The following is a 16,384-nucleotide window of genomic DNA, read 5'->3' as shown; positions in this document are numbered from 1 at the left end:
AAAGGTGTTATTATTATGCAAAAATTCAATGACCTGTTAGACCGCTCGTTGGTACCAATCGCAACAAAGTTGAACAATCAACGCCACGTAGCAGCGATCCGGGATGCATTCATGCTGATTTTCCCACTGACCATCGCTTCTTCTCTCGTTATTTTGGTCAACAATATTTTATTTTCCAATGAAAGTTTCATCGTGCAATTATTTCAACTGAATCGGCTTTTTCCTAATCTGGAAAGCGCCCAGCAAGTTCTAGCTTCCGTGGCGAACGGGACCATCAACATCATGAGTTTATTCATTGCGTTTCTTGTTGCCCAACTTTTAGCCAAGCATTTCCAAGCAGATGCTACGCTAGTTGGTTTGACAAGTGTCGCTGCCTTTATGATCTTGTACCCGACCTCCTTTGCAGTAGATGATGTCAATGTGATCTCCACACAATATTTAGGCGCCCAAGGGTTGTTTGTAGCTATGATCGTGGCTTGTTTGGTCGGTGAATTCTTGCCGAAGCTTTTCAAGGTCAAACGATTGCAGATCAAAATGCCTGAAATGGTACCACCAGCAGTTTCTCGTTCCTTTTCTGGTATGATTCCGATCGTGATCATCGTGGCAGTCACTGCTTTGATCAATTTCTTAGTTTTAATGATTGCACCAGAAGGCATCAATGAACTGATTTACAACGGGATCCAAAGTCCATTGCGGGATCTGGGGGGCAATGTCGTCGGTGTCTTGATCTTGGCATTCTTGCAAACCACGTTGTTTGCGATCGGGATCCATGGACCAAACACATTGAATGCGGTTCGTTCAGCGATTTTTACCGAACAAGATCTAGCTAACCTAGACTTTATCAACCAGGGCGGCTCCTTGTGGGACGTTCCTTACAAAGAAACCTGGGGCGTTTTAAATGATATGTTCGCAAATATGGGCGGAACTGGTATGACATTGGGCTTGATCATTGCGATCTTCATCGCTTCAAAACGTCCAGAACAACGTGAGATCGCTAAGATGTCCTTAGTTCCAGGAATTTTCCAAATCAATGAACCGATGATCTTCGGTCTACCGATCGTCTTGAATCCAATCATGATCATTCCGTTTATTTTGACACCAATGGTCAATATTTTGGTGGGTTATTTTGTCACTGTTGTCTGGCCGATCATGCCGACCCCAGCGATTGGGGTACCATGGACGACCCCAGGAATCATTAATCTCTTTTTAGGAACTGGAGGAAATGCGATCGCTGCGGTTGTCGGTGTCGTTTGTCTTGCGATTTCGGTCTTGATCTATTTGCCTTTCGTGATCGCCTCTAACCGTTCCCAGAAAGTAGAATTATAAGCAAACGAATGAGTCGAGGAGGAATGAAATTTATGTCCGCAAAAATGCCGAAAGATTTTTTATGGGGCGGCGCGATCGCTGCCCATCAAGCGGAAGGCGCTTGGAATGTTGCTGGCCGTGGAATGAGTACCGCCGATGTCATGACGGCCGGTGGCAACGGTATTCCCCGTAAAATCACCAAAGGAGTCATTGAAGGGGAATATTACCCGAACCATGAAGCCATTGACTTTTATCACCGTTACAAAGAAGATATCCAGTTATTCAAAGAACTGGGCTTGAAATGTCTACGGACATCGATTTCTTGGAGCCGGATCTATCCAACTGGAACAGAAGAAGAACCAAATGAAGCCGGTCTCCAATACTACGATGATCTTTTCGACGAATTGCAGGCAAATGGCATCGAACCCGTCATCACTTTGTCTCACTTTGAAATGCCTTATGCCCTCTATGAAGAATTTGGTGGGTTTGCTAACAAAGAAGTGATTCCCCTCTTTGTCAAATTCGCCAAGACTGTTTTTCAACGGTATCGTGACAAAGTAACGTATTGGATGACCTTCAATGAGATCAATAATCAAGCAGATGGGCAAGAGCCGCTGCACGTTTGGACCAATTCTGCCATGATCATCGAGGATGACAGTCAAAAAGAAGCTCTCGTCTTTCAAGCGGGCGTCAATGAGTTGATTGCCAGTGCGGCAGCGGTGATCGAAGGCAAAAAAATCAATCCAGAGTTTCAGATTGGCTGTATGATGGCCTATGTCCCAGTCTACCCCTACTCTTGCGCACCAGCTGATTTGATGGCATCCGTCAAAGCCAATGAACGGCGCTATTTTTACAGCGATGTCCATGTACGAGGCAAGATCCCAACCTATGTGCAAAAATATTGGGCGAAAAAAGGCATCACGATTGAGATCACGCCCACGGAACAAGCGCTATTAAAAGCGGGAACCGTTGATTATATTGGGTTCAGCTATTACATGTCAGGAACGATCTCAACCCTTGATGAAGTGGCTGGCACACCAACTGAGGATATCCCAGGAGCAAAAATCGTGAGTAATCCTTATATCAGTGCTTCTGATTGGGGCTGGCCTATTGACCCAGTCGGGTTGCGCTATGTGTTAAATACCATCTATCAACGCTATGACTTGCCGCTATTTATCGTGGAAAATGGCTTTGGTGCTTACGATCAACTAACTGATGAGCAGCAAGTCCATGATGACTACCGCATCACTTACCTGAAAGAGCACATCGAACAGATGGAAAAAGCGGTAGTTGAAGATGGTGTACCGTTATTAGGCTATACGCCTTGGGGGATCATTGATATCGTCAGCTTCGGCAGCGGCGAAATGGAGAAACGCTATGGCATGATCTATGTCGACAAAGATAATACCGGGAAAGGAACCTTGAATCGTTTGAAAAAAGATTCCTTTGCGTGGTACCAGCAAGTGATCGCCTCCAATGGTGAAACGCTCTAATTACTGCTTCCATGACTAACACAAAAACCGCCCCCTCGTTTCGCCATCCTCCTTTTTACATTAGGAGCCTGGCAACGAGGGGGCGGTTTTCTTATTAAAGAGGTGCGCCATTGCGAGGATGCTTTTCTTATCATCACTAAACACTACCTCGATGCTGTGGTACACTATAGCTATTCATTTACTTTTACGTTAAGGAGGAACTGCATGAAGCCGATATTTCGTCCGCTCCAATCTCAAGATGATGCGCCCTTAGCCGCTATCATTCGCAAAAGCTTGACCGACCACCAGTTGGCGGTTCCAGGGACTGCCTATTTTGATCCCGAGTTAGACCACTTAAGTGAATTTTATGCCGCGGATCCTGCTAGCCGCCATTATTTTGTCGTCACCGATGAATCGGGTACCCTTTTAGGCGGCGGTGGTCTTGCCGCTTATGATTCAGAAGGGCAAATCGCCGAGCTGCAAAAATTTTATCTCAGTGATGCTGCCAAAGGGCAGCGTCTCAGCTATCCCCTGCTGGCAAAGATCGAGGTCAAAGCTTTTGAACTAGGCTATCGGCAACTCTATTTAGAATCCCATCATTCTTTAGAAGCTGCCTTGCATGTCTATCAAAAAGCCGGCTATCGCGCATTGTCCCAGCCACTATTGGCGGCACAGCATACCACGATGGATCGCTTTTATGTGAAAACATTAGAGCCGCAGCAACCAAATCAATGCAACAGCACCCACGGTTTGGACGACGCCAACGGAAAGACCATAGAATAAAAAGCGCGGGCCTTCTTTTAAAAACTTGCGGAAATCCAAGCGCAAACCGATGGCTGCCAACGCCGTCGTTTCAAACCACGTACTGATAAAATGAGCGCCCTCATTCAACCAGCTAGGCAGCGGCAAGAAGCTGTTCAAGATACAGATGGTCAAGAAGCCCAACACATACCAAGGGATCGGCAGCCGCAGCTTGCCTTTGGCTTTGGTTTTGGTGGGGGTCTTTGTCGTCATTCGTTCAAAAACAATGACGACGACTGCCAACATGATGATGCGCGCGATTTTAAAGAGCATCGCGTATTTGACGGTGTCGGCATCAATCAAACTAGCCCCCGCCACGACTTGCCCGACGGATTGCAGCGTGCCACCAAGTAAGGCGCTTTTTTGCAACAGATCATCGCCGTATAAGGCCAAGCCTAAAAACGGCAGCGTCAGCATCATCACTGTTCCTAAAAGGTTGACTAAGGTGATGATCTGCCCTTTTTCTTCATCATCGGCATCAATGGCTGGTGCGATCGCCGCAATCGCAGAGGACCCACAGACAGCATTGCCGCCTGCCATCATCAGGCTCATCTTTTGATTAAAGCCCATTTTTTTCCCTATCAAATAAGCAGCGGTAATGACCAAGCTCATCATCAGCAAAATAAAGAGAAAGCCCCGAAGACCCATTTCACTGATAGTCTGGAAAGTGACGGTAAAGCCCAGCAAAACCACCGAATATTCTAAGAGACGACTTTCCGCAACCTTCGTCCCGACTTGATAGCGTTCTTGCTTGAACAGTGTATTTCCTAAAATGATTCCTAATAAAATAGCAAGGGTTGCTCCCCCTAATTTTGGCACAGCCAAAGCCATGATTCGGGCGATGACGGCTACCGAAAAGGACAGGAACAAACCGGGAAGTATCAAAGCTGTTTGTCGTTGCTTCATTGCTTTCATCCTTTCATATAACATCCATTATACACAGATTGACCGATCAGTAGGATTTATTGGTATAATAGTTATGATTGAATTTTCTAATGGAAGGGATTGCAATGTTAAAATTACTGGAGACCTTTAAGATGGTCTATGAAACGAAAAATTTTTCGAAAGCTGCCGAATTGCTATTTATTTCGCAGCCCACGGTTTCTGCTCAAATCAAGCAGTTGGAACAAGACCTGGATACACCGCTTTTTTTACGCAATGGTCGCAAAAACGTGATCGCCACACCCCAAGCAGAGTACCTTTACGAAAAGGCACTGAATTTATTGGATGAGTGGTCGACGATCACCAGCGAGATCCATACCAACACGCAGCACCAAAGCCACTGTGCCCTAGGCATCTCTCATACCTATGCGATGGCCTTGATGCCTAACTTGATGATTGCTTTATACAACGCCTTTCCCACGGTACGTTTTCGGGTATCGATGATGAACTCCGCTGAAGTCTTAACAGCGCTTGAACAACATCAACTGGATTTAGGGATCATTGAAAAACCCTTATCCGCACCGAGTATTTTGCGTTTTCCGATTTTGAAAGATCAGCTCGTCTTAGCTGGCGATCCCCAAACCGGTCCTTGGCTCGTCCGAGAAGCGAGTTCTGGTGTCTACTATTACACTAAGCGCTATCTGGAGGAACAGAACATTCAAGGACCGATCATCGAGATCGCCAGCAATGAATTGATTGTCGCTTTGCTGAAACAAGGCTTCGGCTGTTCGATCCTTTCCAAGCGAGCCTCCCACGGCATTGGCTATCAACTGCTGGATAAAAACTTTGAGCGGCAATTTTACCTCATCCAGCGCAAAGCCGTCACAGAACCAGCCATCGAGGGATTGCGGACCTTCATTCAGGAGTGGTCGCAAGAGGATTCCTCACAAGCAGAAAGCAAATAAATTCACTTGTTTTTAAGGGAGGAAACCACCGCCTCGTGGGATTTCTTAACCTTTTCTTACGATTACGCTTCCTCGCTGCCGATCTGGTCCGTTTGATTGTTTCTTAAGAAATTTGTGCTAAAATGAAGAGTACTGGCTATGGGCTCTAATGTTCCCCTTTTCGGTGAATCTTAGACCGCCCTTTGACTACTTTTGCGGTTCGTGAGCAAACCAGTAAGAAAGGATCTTGAAATGAACGAACAAATCAAGAACAAATTAGCGCTGCTTCCTGACCAACCCGGTTGTTATTTAATGAAAGATAAAAATAACAAAATCATCTATGTTGGGAAAGCCAAAATTTTAAAAAATCGTGTCCGTTCGTACTTTACCGGCAGTCACGATACGAAAACCGAACGGCTCGTTCAAGAAATCAATGATTTTGAGTACGTCGTTACCGAATCAAATACGGAAGCCTTATTGCTGGAAATCAATTTGATTCAAAAAAACAAACCGAAATACAATATCATGCTAAAGGACGACAAGTCGTATCCTTTTATTAAAGTGACCAAAGAGCGCTATCCGCGTCTGATCATCACTCGTAAAGTTTTAAAAGACGGGGCTTTATATTTTGGCCCCTATCCTGATGCACGAGCAGCCAACGAAACCAAACGGGTGCTGGATCGCCTCTTTCCTTTACGAAAATGCGGTCCTTCTCAAAAGCGGCCTTGTCTTTATTATCATTTGGGTCAATGCGTCTGTCCTTATGTCAACAATGTAGATCCCAAGGATTATCAGAAGATCGTTGATCAAGTCAAACACTTTTTCCACGGCGGTCACGTCGATATTTTGAAAGACCTGAAAGAGAAGATGGGCGAAGCTATTGAAACGTTAGAGTTTGAACGAGCGGCTGAGCTGCGGGATCAGATCCAAGCAATCGATACCGTCATGACGCGACAAAAAATGACTCTGACAGATCTGATGGACCGTGATGTCTTTGGCTACAGTGTCGACAAAGGCTGGATGTGTGTCCAAGTCTTCTTTATCCGTCAAGGAAAGCTGATCGAACGGGAAGTCTCTTTGTTTCCTTTCTACAATGAAGCGGATGAGGATTTCTTGACCTTCGTCGGCCAGTTTTACCAAAAGAATGAACACTTCATTCCCAAAGAAGTCTTTGTTCCGCAAAATGTCGATGCTGCCCCATTAGAAGCGCTGCTGGAAACCAAAGTCCTGCAGCCCCAACGAGGCGACAAAAAGAAATTGGTCGATTTGGCCAATAAAAATGCCCGCATTGCCTTGGCACAAAAATTTGCGTTGATCGAGCGTACTGAAGAACGGACGATCGGTGCAGTGGATCGTCTAGGCGAAGCCATGGGGATCGCGACACCTTATCGGATCGAAGCCTTCGATAACTCCCACATCATGGGGACCGACCCAGTGTCTGCAATGGTGGTTTTTGTCGACGGGAAGCCGTTTAAAGATGATTATCGGAAATATAAGATTCGTACCGCACAAGGCGGCGACGATTATGGCTCTATGCAAGAAGTCATCTACCGCCGATACTCTCGTGTCCTAAAAGAAAACCTGCCTTTTCCTGATCTGATCATCATCGATGGTGGGAAAGCCCAAGTCGGTGCCGCCCAAGAAGTGCTGTATAACCAGCTAGGTTTAGATATTCCCGTTGCCGGTTTAGTGAAGAACAACAAACACAAAACCAGCGAGTTGATTTTCGGGGAATTTTTAGATCCGATCCAACTGGAACGCAATTCTGTCGAATTCTTTTTGCTGCAACGGATCCAAGATGAGGTCCATCGTTTTGCGATCACCTTCCATCGCCAACTGCGCAGTAAAAACAGTTTTTCTTCCAAACTGGATGAAATTCCTGGCTTAGGACCAAAACGCAAGCAACAGCTGATGAAAACCTTCAAGTCGTTAAAAAACATCCAAGCAGCTTCCGTGGAAGAGATCCAGCAAGCTGGCATCCCCAAAGCCGTTGCGGAAACTATCTTAGCCAAACTAGGTGATCAAAACCAACCCACTTCTTAAGTCAAAACAAAAACGCTCCATAGCCAACAGTAGCTATGAAGCGTTTTTTCGTTGAAGAAGCATTTTGTAAGCCGTTACTTTTTGCGGTGCTGTAACAGATCAGGCTTCATGTCTAACATGGAATAGCCCCGAACATCATACCGATTGCGGCTGCAGGAATAGTCCACTGGACGTCCCGATTCTAAATAGATGATCTGTTCTAATTCCAATACTGGGTCATCTGCTTGGCACGCTAAATAGGTTTGATCGTATTCATCGCTTTTGGCAGCCTGAAAGGTCCGATAAGCGCCAGCAAATTTGTAGCCTAAATCTTGCAGTAGATAGTCATAGACGGATTCTTCCAAGATCTCTTTCGTCAAACCGCTGACCAGATCCAACGGCATATAGGAATGCTCGAGTATGTATGGATTGCCTTCTAAGATCCGCAAACGAATCACATGATAGATTGGTTGTTCGGCAGTGATCTGAAGCATCTCTTGAATTCTTGTTGTAGGAAAACAGACTTCAAAGGTGATGACTTGGCTAGTCAATGTCCGTTTTTCTTGTTTCATCTGATAGCTCAGGCCTTTGTATTCTGTCACCGATGAGGTATCTTTGCCCCAAAAGGAATGATTCAAAACTTTGGTCCCTAAGCCGCGCTTTGTCAGCAGCAAGCCTTCCATAATCAGGATATTCACCGCATTTTTAATCGTCATTCGGCTGACGCCAAACTCTTCCACTAACTCTGTTTGATAAGGTAAAAGACTGTCTTTCGGATAAGTTCCGTCCTTGATTCTTTTACGCAGAACATCTGCGATCTCCATATATTTGGGCATTTTGCCACCTCCAAAACGTGTGTTGTATTGTATTGATTGAAAAACGAGAAAAGAACCGGCCAAACGAAAAGAGTGTCATCACACCACTGCACCTTCCAATGAAGCAGTGTGATAAGGGGTATTGCACTCTGATCGCGGCCGGATAAGGTCTATTACGTTTGGCGCTTGTTTCTAATCGACTCGATCAGACATTACGCATTTTTTAAACGGCGTGTTTCTTGAATTTGCGCCATTTTCACGAACGGCAAGTAGATAACGATTGACAAGATCAAGTTAACAGCTGCCAAGATTCCGCCAGCAATACTTTGTGTCGACAAAATACCGCCGATGATTGGTGGCGTCGTCCATGGTGCGATGACGGTACTTGCAGGAACTAAGCCAGTTGCGGTTGCAAAATAAGCAGTCGTTACTAAAACAAGTGGGGTCAACACATATGGGATGAACAAGATTGGGTTCAAGACAACTGGTAACCCAAACATCACTGGTTCATTGATCATAAACACACCTGGTGCAACAGATAGTTTTGCGACAGTCATATACGCTTTATGATGACGAGCAACTAAAAAGATCGCAATCAAAAGACCTAGTGTCGCACCTGTTCCGCCGATGTTCACGAAAGAATCAAAGAATGGTTTGTTCACGATATAAGGCAAATCTGTTCCTGCTTCTAATGCTCGTGCGTTTGCTTCGATCGCTGGCACATTGATCGTTTGCATGAACGGGTCGATGATGTTGGCACCATGTAAACCAAAGAACCATAAGAATGCAGAGATAAAACCTAATAGCAAAGCAGCTGGGTAAGAGTTTGCCAAGCCCATGAATGGTTGTTGAACCAATTCATAGAAGGACAATACGATACTTGTCACACCAAATGCTTGGAAAATTGCTGTAAACAAAGCAAAGATCGATACGGTGATCATTGCTGGGAATAATGCAGCAAATGAACGTGAAACTGCTGGTGGTACGCCATCAGGCATGTTGATGACTAAGCGTGGGTTGCCAGCTAGACGACGGAAGATCTCAGTAGAAATGATCGATACGATTAATGCTAAAAATAATCCTTGAGAACCAAGTCCGGCAGCTGTTAACAAACCATCTGGGCCTGTCGCCATTGCACCTAATGCGAAGAAACTTGCAACTGAGATCGCCCCAGCACCTAATGCGTCTTGATTGTAGCTTTTAGCTAAATTATACGCTACTGTGAAAGCGATTAACAGACCAAGTATTGAAAAAGTACCTGCTGACAAGTTGTTCCCAAAGGCTTGCCATGTGCCTTCACCAAAAATGCCATTCATAAAATCAATATAGGCAGGGATTGGTAAGTTGTTGATCAATACCCCAAAAGAGCCTAAGATCATCAACGGCATCGTTACGATAAATCCGTCACGAATGGCCACTAGATGTCTTTGAGAGCCTATTTTAGAAGCGATCGGAATAAAGTGCTTCTCCATAAATCCAATAAATTTATCCATTGTTTTTTCTCCTTTCAAACCCTAAACAAAATAATGAAACCGATTTCTACTAAAGAATACCACGAGAACGTTTCCATGTCTAGTCTTTTCTTTATCAGAACTGTGCTTTTATTTAACCCAGCTTATCATTTGCAAAAACAGGTGGTTTTTTAATAGAATCCCCCCTTTGAAATCAGCCAAAAAAATCCGCGATTTTACACAAAAAAAGCAATGCTGATTCCTACAGCATTGCTTTTTTCATTGTTATTAAAAGCCGTTATTATCTGAAACTTCTTTAAACCAACGACCTGATTTTTTCACCGTTCGTTTAGCATCATTTGCTAAGTCAACGGAGATAAATCCGTAACGGTTCTTGTAAGCATTGGTCCATGACCAGTTGTCCATGCAGGTCCACATATGGTAGCCAACACAATTGGTTCCTTCTTGGATCGCTTGGTGGACGTACTTCAAGTGGTCAGAGACAAATTCGATGCGGTAATCATCTTCGATCACGCCATCAGCATTGACGAAACGTTCTTCTCCTTCGACACCCATGCCATTTTCAGAAATGTAGCACTTGATATTGCCATAGTTTTCTCGCGTGTTCGTCAAAATATCATAGATCCCTTTTTCATAGATTTCCCATCCACGATACGGGTTCATTTTCTTGTTCGGCATATCATAGTTATCAAAGTAATCATCAGGCATTGGACTTTTCGCTTCATCGATCGGTGATTCTTTCTTCATGATACGACGAGGTTGGTAATAATTGATCCCCAACAAGTCGATCGTGTTTTCGCGAATCGTTTGTAAATCATCGGCTTCCATCGCTGGTACCATATCCAATTCCTTGACGATAGCCACTAATTCTTCTGGGAACGTGCCTTTGACCGCAGGGTCTAAGAAAGAACGATTAAAGAAGGCATCCGCGATTTGCGCTGCTTTGACATCCTCTGGATCGTTCTCATCTCTTGGATAGCTTGGCGTCAAGTTCAAGATGATGCCGATCTCCCCATCAAGGTTCATCTCATGATAGACTTTGATGGCTTTAGCACTCGCCAACGTTTCGTGGAACCCAACTTGGACTGCATGTTTCATGTTGATCTCATTTGGATAATGGAATTGGTAAAGATAGCCGCCTTCAACAGGGACGATCGGTTCATTATGAGTGAACCATTTCTTGACACGATCACCAAATAATGTAAAGCAGGTTTGCGCAAATGCGACATAGGCATCCACGGTCTCTCGGTTCAACCAGCCGCCTTTTTCTTGCAGCGCCATCGGCATATCGAAGTGGTAAAGGTTCATGAAAGGTTCGATCCCATTGGCGATCAGCTCATCAATGTAGGCGTTGTAAAAATCAACGGCTTTTTGATTGACTTCTCCTTTGCCTTGCGGGAAGAGACGACTCCATTGGATCGACGTCCGAAACGTCGTATGGCCGGTTTCTTTCATTAGTTGAATATCTTCTTGATAGCGTGTGTAGACTTGCGAGGTTTTTTCAGGACCTACCTTATTGAAAAATTTCTCTGGTTCTTGCTGATACCAGTAATCCCAGATGCTTGCCCCTTTGCCATCGCCTTCAAATACACCTTCTGTTTGTGGGCCACTAGCGGCTGACCCCCACCAAAAGCCTGCTGGAAATTGATAATCCATCTTCATTCACTCCTCATTTTTTCTTTGCTGCCCTAATCATAAAGGAAGCAGTTACAAAAATCAATCTTTTTTAAAATAAATGTATAGACATTTAAAATAAAACATGATACATTATCAATGTAATCGATTGCAAAAAGAAATTTAAGGAGTGAAATAATAATGAATGGTTTTATGGACAAGTTATCTGAAAAGATTTTGCCCTTGGCGAATGCCTTAGGACAAAATCGCTACCTGACCGTCTTGCGGGACGCGTTTATGCTTTCGTTCCCAATCACTATGTTTGGATCGATCGTGGTCGTTTTAAACAATCTGCCCTTCTTCAGTGATGCCACTAAAGGAACATTAGGAACACTGTTTGGCAATGGGCAAAATGCAACAATGAGTATCATGACTGTTTTCGTTACTTTCGGTATTGGCTATTATTTATCAAAATCATATGATGTGGAAGGGATTTTTGGTGGTGCCGTTTCGTTTGCCAGCTTTTTGATCTTGACTCCTTTCTTTATGACTACTGAATCTGGCGAAACGATCACCGGTGTGCTGTCTCTTGATCGTCTTGGCGCAAAAGGGATGTTTATCGGGATGATCGCAGCATTTTTGGCAGCTGAAATCTATTGCCGCATCACAAAACGCGGCTGGCAGATCAAAATGCCTGATGGGGTGCCACCAGCAGTTTCTAAATCTTTTGCCGCTTTGATTCCAGCAATTATCACCTTAACGGTATTCTTAGTGATCAATGCCATCATGACGGGTGTCTTCAATGCCAACTTGCATGACTTGGTTTATGAATTGATCCAAAAACCATTGACTGGACTAGGCAGCAGCTTGCCAGCAACTCTATTGGCTTTGTTCTTTGTTCAATTCCTTTGGTTCTTCGGTCTACATGGTCAAATCATCGTCAACTCTGTGATGGACCCGATTTGGAATACATTGATGTTAGACAACTTAGAAGCGTATCAAAATGGGGATGCACTGCCGCATATCGTCACAAAACCATTTATGGAAACCTTTACTGTTGGATTAGGCGGTTCTGGTATGACGTTAGCCGTTGTTATCTTGATGGCTTTCGTATTGAAGAAAAAACAATACCGCGATGTGGGTCGTTTGGCTTTAGCACCAGGGATCTTTAACGTTAACGAACCAGCCATCTTCGGTATGCCGATCGTCTTGAATGCGACGATCCTGATTCCTTGGGTCGTGGCACCTCTTGTGGTAACGACCTTCAACTACTTAGTGATGGCGGCTGGACTTGTTCCTGCACCAACTGGTGTTTCTGTTCCTTGGACCGTTCCAGTGGTCTTCAGTGGTGTCTTAGCAACCAACTCTTGGTTAGGTGGTTTGCTGCAAGTCATTGACGTGGTGATCGTCGGCTTGATCTGGTATCCATTCTTACGTGTGTTAGATCGTCAAGCAGAACCATCGATCGATTAAGCGCAACGGCTGGCTGAATTTTTTCAGTCAGCCGTTCTTTTTATAAAAAAACCAAGGTTTGATTGTCGAAACCGCTTTTTTCAGCTATACTTCTTGCGAGGTGATCAGATGCCAAAATACCAAGAAATTGCCAATATTTTACGCACACGTATCAAAAACAAAACGTATCCACCTGACAGCTTACTGCCGAATCAAACTGATTTAGTCGAGGAATTCGGAGTCAGCCGGATGACCGTCAAAAAAGCCATCGGTATTTTAGCCATGGAAGGACTGGTTTATTCTCAGCGGGGCGCTGGAACAAAAATATTGAACCACCCATTCTTAAAAAAAGACACCACTGCTTTAACGGTCTATGAAGGCTTGTCAACGGAAATGGGCAAAGCTGGCCGCAAGCTAGTCAGTCAGGTCATCGATTTTCAAGTCGAATTTCCTGACCAAACGATCCAAGAAAAGTTGATGTTAACGGAAGAACAACCGATCTATAGTATTGTCCGCTTGCGGATTCTTGAAGACCAACCGTTTATTTTAGAATATACCTATATGCCCGTCCATTTGGTGCCCAATTTAACTCGTGGCCATTTAGAAAGTTCTATCTACCGTTATGTCAAAGAGGAACTAGGGGTCCAGTTTGCTGGCGCCTACCGCACCATCGCCGCTGATAAAAGTACCGCGTACGATCAACAGTATTTGGACTGTAAAGCCGATGATCCGGTCTTAGAGATCGAACAGATCGTCTATCAGAAAAATGGCTCACCTATCGAATTTTCCCGTAGTCGCAACCGTTATGACGTGCGGGCCTACTCTTATTTAGATGTCCAGCACTAAAAAGACCTACCCACGATTTTCTTCCATCAGAAACCGTGGGCAGGTCTTTTTGTTGGTGCATTCGTTGCTTCGTTTACTTTTTCGCTGAGGGTTGGAATCGTTTCAGCCGCAAGGCATTTAATAAAACGGATACCGAGCTGAAGCTCATGGCCGCCCCAGCGATCATTGGATTGAGCAAGGGGCCACCGAAAAGATGCAGCACACCCATTGCGACAGGGATGCCTAAGACGTTATAAGCAAAAGCCCAGAAAAGATTTTCTTTGATGTTTTTGATGGTTGCCCGACTTAACTCGATCGCGGATGGGACGTCCATTAGATCGCTGCGCATCAGTACGATGTCTGCCGATTCGATGGCGACATCGGTACCAGAGCCGATCGCGATCCCTACATCGGCTTGGGCTAACGCGGGCGCATCATTGATCCCATCACCTACCATCGCAACCTTTTGGCCTTTGGCTTGCAGGCCAGCTACTTTGGCGGCTTTATCTTCTGGCAAGACGTCACTGATTACTTCATCGATACCGACTTGTTTGGCGATGGCTTGGGCCGTTCGGGCATTGTCGCCCGTGATCATTGCTACGTACAAGCCCATTTGATGCAACCGTTCAATGGCTTTTCGACTGCTTTCTTTGATAGTATCTGCCACAGCGATGATCCCGATCGCTTCGCCGTCTTTGGCAACATACATCGGTGTTTTCCCTTCGTGAGCCAATTGTTGGGCTTGCTCGATCAGGCCATCGATGGCAACGTTTTGTTTTTCCAGCCATTTCTGGTTGCCTAATAGGACTGGACTGCCAGCAATCGTGCCTTGTATCCCATGCCCCGGGATTGCTTCAAACCTGTCAACTTCTTGTAGAGCGAGGGCTTGCGTGCGGGCTTCGATCACAATGGCTTCGCCTAATGGATGTTCTGAGCCTTTTTCAACAGAAGCCGCCAGTTGCAGCAATTCCGTTGGCGTGTGATTACCTGCAGGCAGGAGATCGGTTACGACTGGTTTGCCTTCTGTGATCGTGCCGGTTTTATCAAAGACGATCGTCGTCACGTTTCTAGCTGTTTCTAACGCATCGCCGCTTTTGATCAAGACGCCATTTTCTGCCCCTTTGCCCGCACCCACCATGATGGCGGTCGGTGTCGCTAATCCTAAGGCACACGGACAGGCAATCACTAATACAGAGATCGTAATGGTCAATGAGAAGATCCAGGTTTCTTGTCCTAAGAAAAACCAGGCAAGTCCTGCAAAAACCGCCAAGACCATCACGATCGGGACAAACACACCCGAAACTTTGTCAGCCATGCGAGCAATCGGCGCTTTGGAACCTTGGGCATTTTCTACTAACTGAATGATTTGCGCTAACGTTGAATCTTCTCCCACATTGGTGGCTTCATATTGAAACGAGCCGTTTTTGTTGATGCTGGCGCCGATCACCCGATCACCGACTTGTTTTTCGATAGGTAAGCTTTCTCCAGTAATCATTGATTCATCGATGGCAGAGCGGCCTTGGGTAACGATCCCATCCACAGGAATCTTTTCTCCAGGTCGTACGACTAAGATATCGCCAGCTGCGACTTCTTCAATACCCACTTCGACTTCTTCGGCTTGATTCCCGTTGCCGCGAAGCACGCGGGCTTTTTTCGGTGCGAGATCCAACAACTTCTTGATAGCTTCGGAGGTTTTGCCCTTCGAGACCGACTCAAGGTATTTTCCTAAAGTAACTAATGCCAAAATAACGGCGGCCGTTTCATAGTACAAGTGCATCGCATAGTGGGTCGTGCCCAGGTAGACCATCACGGTCCCATAAATACTATAAAAGAAGGCAGCACTGGTTCCCAATGCGACGAGGGAATCCATGTTGGGATGGCCTTTCCAAAGCGCTTTGAAACCAGCAATGTAAAAGGCGCGACCGAGGACCATCACCGGTAAGACCAAAAGCAATTGAGTGGTAACGAAATTGACTGGATAGGCCATTGGATCTAAAAAGCCAGGGATCGGCAAACCGATCATTTCCCCCATCGTCAAATAGAACAAGGGGATCGTAAAGAGCGCTGAAAGCCAAAACCGTTGCCATAAAGCACGAATCTCTGCCTGTTTTGAATCCGCCTTGTCGGCAGAAGCGGTCGGCAGCTGTGCGTCATAGCCCGCCTCTTTCACGGCAGCTGCGATCTTCGCGGCGGAAACTTGGTCTTGTTGATAGCTGACCGTCAGTTTTTCTGTTGCCAGATTGACGGAGGCTTGCTCCACACCCGCTAATTTTTGGACAGCTTTTTCTACTGTTTGGGCACATGACGCACAGGTCATGCCCGAGATGGCAAAGGTCTCTTGTCTTTGAGAGCCGATCAGTTGATAGCCCGCTGCTTTGATGGCCTCAGCGAGTGTTTCTTCGGTGAGCTGCTGCTCATCATAACGAATATGTAATTTTTCAGTAGCCAAATTGACAGCTGCTTGGTCGACCCCCGCCAGCTTGCTGACTGTTTTTTCGACGGTCTGGGAACAAGACGCACAGGTCATCCCTTTTACCCCATAATTCTTTTCGATCATTGTTTCCTTCCTCCTTGCTTGCTATGCAAACCCATTAACCTTTTATGTTTACAGTTGTAATCTTCTTCTACTTTACAATTATCGTTTACACTTGTCAACGATAATACTCAAAAAAAGGACGTTCTCCTTTGAAGCGGCCCAAAACGCGAGACTTTTGGTCTACCTTTGGACGGTCGCTACAGGTGGAACGTACTTTTTTCTAAGAAACGATCACTGCCGTTGC

At 45.3% G+C, this 16,384-nt stretch carries 12 protein-coding genes; 7 read left to right on the top strand and 5 right to left on the bottom strand.

Annotated features, from left to right (window positions below; all coding sequences use genetic code 11):
* The first annotated feature begins 15 nt into the window (after positions 1-15).
* The 3 genes from IGI69_RS00785 to IGI69_RS00775 all read left to right on the top strand — a co-directional run bounded on the left by IGI69_RS00785 (position 16) and on the right by IGI69_RS00775 (position 3,560).
* Positions 16-1,326, top strand: coding sequence for a PTS sugar transporter subunit IIC (locus IGI69_RS00785; RefSeq protein WP_008376519.1), 1,311 nt, complete (start codon positions 16-18; stop codon positions 1,324-1,326).
* A 32-nt stretch (positions 1,327-1,358) separates the two neighbouring features.
* On the top strand, positions 1,359-2,798 hold the full coding sequence (locus tag IGI69_RS00780) for a 6-phospho-beta-glucosidase (protein ID WP_422705024.1): 1,440 nt from the start codon (positions 1,359-1,361) through the stop codon (positions 2,796-2,798).
* Between the two features lie 204 nt (positions 2,799-3,002).
* Entirely contained in the window at positions 3,003-3,560 is a 558-nt protein-coding gene (locus IGI69_RS00775; RefSeq protein WP_422705025.1) for a GNAT family N-acetyltransferase, read from the top strand.
* Here IGI69_RS00775 and IGI69_RS00770 read toward each other — a convergent pair.
* Positions 3,486-4,508, bottom strand: a complete 1,023-nt coding sequence (locus IGI69_RS00770) for a YeiH family protein (protein ID WP_289230234.1) — start codon at positions 4,506-4,508, stop codon at positions 3,486-3,488. The two genes, IGI69_RS00775 and IGI69_RS00770, sit on opposite strands and share 75 nt — an antisense overlap.
* 65 nt (positions 4,509-4,573) lie before the next feature.
* On the opposite strand from IGI69_RS00770, the gene IGI69_RS00765 reads away from it, so the two are divergent.
* The gene (locus IGI69_RS00765) at positions 4,574-5,425 is read left to right on the top strand and encodes a LysR substrate-binding domain-containing protein (RefSeq protein ID WP_422705027.1); all 852 of its coding nucleotides are present in this window, start codon (positions 4,574-4,576) and stop codon (positions 5,423-5,425) included.
* A 231-nt stretch (positions 5,426-5,656) separates the two neighbouring features.
* Positions 5,657-7,447 carry an excinuclease ABC subunit UvrC gene (gene uvrC, locus IGI69_RS00760; protein WP_005226686.1) on the top strand — a complete coding sequence of 597 codons (1,791 nt, stop codon included), beginning with the start codon at positions 5,657-5,659 and terminating at the stop codon, positions 7,445-7,447.
* Positions 7,448-7,521: 74 nt separating this feature from the next.
* Here uvrC and IGI69_RS00755 read toward each other — a convergent pair whose 3' ends face one another.
* The 3 genes from IGI69_RS00755 to IGI69_RS00745 all read right to left on the bottom strand — a co-directional run bounded on the left by IGI69_RS00755 (position 7,522) and on the right by IGI69_RS00745 (position 11,369).
* Complete coding sequence (locus IGI69_RS00755; RefSeq protein ID WP_008376546.1) at positions 7,522-8,262, bottom strand: GntR family transcriptional regulator; 741 nt, start codon at positions 8,260-8,262, stop codon at positions 7,522-7,524.
* Between the two features lie 191 nt (positions 8,263-8,453).
* Complete coding sequence (locus IGI69_RS00750; RefSeq protein WP_005232725.1) at positions 8,454-9,734, bottom strand: PTS sugar transporter subunit IIC; 1,281 nt, start codon at positions 9,732-9,734, stop codon at positions 8,454-8,456.
* Positions 9,735-9,980: 246 nt separating this feature from the next.
* On the bottom strand, positions 9,981-11,369 hold the full coding sequence (locus tag IGI69_RS00745) for a glycoside hydrolase family 1 protein (protein WP_438739346.1): 1,389 nt from the start codon (positions 11,367-11,369) through the stop codon (positions 9,981-9,983).
* 159 nt (positions 11,370-11,528) lie between these two features.
* On the opposite strand from IGI69_RS00745, the gene celB reads away from it, so the two are divergent.
* Both celB and IGI69_RS00735 read left to right on the top strand, forming a co-directional pair.
* Complete coding sequence (celB, locus tag IGI69_RS00740) at positions 11,529-12,800, top strand: PTS cellobiose transporter subunit IIC (RefSeq protein WP_142973439.1); 1,272 nt, start codon at positions 11,529-11,531, stop codon at positions 12,798-12,800.
* A gap of 108 nt (positions 12,801-12,908) precedes the next feature.
* On the top strand, positions 12,909-13,625 hold the full coding sequence (locus IGI69_RS00735; protein ID WP_005226669.1) for a GntR family transcriptional regulator: 717 nt from the start codon (positions 12,909-12,911) through the stop codon (positions 13,623-13,625).
* Positions 13,626-13,698: 73 nt separating this feature from the next.
* On the opposite strand, the gene IGI69_RS00730 is transcribed toward IGI69_RS00735, so the two are convergent.
* On the bottom strand, positions 13,699-16,161 hold the full coding sequence (locus tag IGI69_RS00730) for a heavy metal translocating P-type ATPase (RefSeq protein WP_438739343.1): 2,463 nt from the start codon (positions 16,159-16,161) through the stop codon (positions 13,699-13,701).
* Positions 16,162-16,384 lie beyond the last annotated feature (223 nt).

Source organism: Enterococcus sp. DIV1083b (assembly GCF_051713705.1).
GTDB classification, from domain to species: Bacteria; Bacillota; Bacilli; order Lactobacillales; family Enterococcaceae; genus Enterococcus_D; species Enterococcus_D casseliflavus.
Note: the sequence above shows the minus strand (reverse complement) of the source record. Positions and strands in the feature narration are given on the sequence as shown.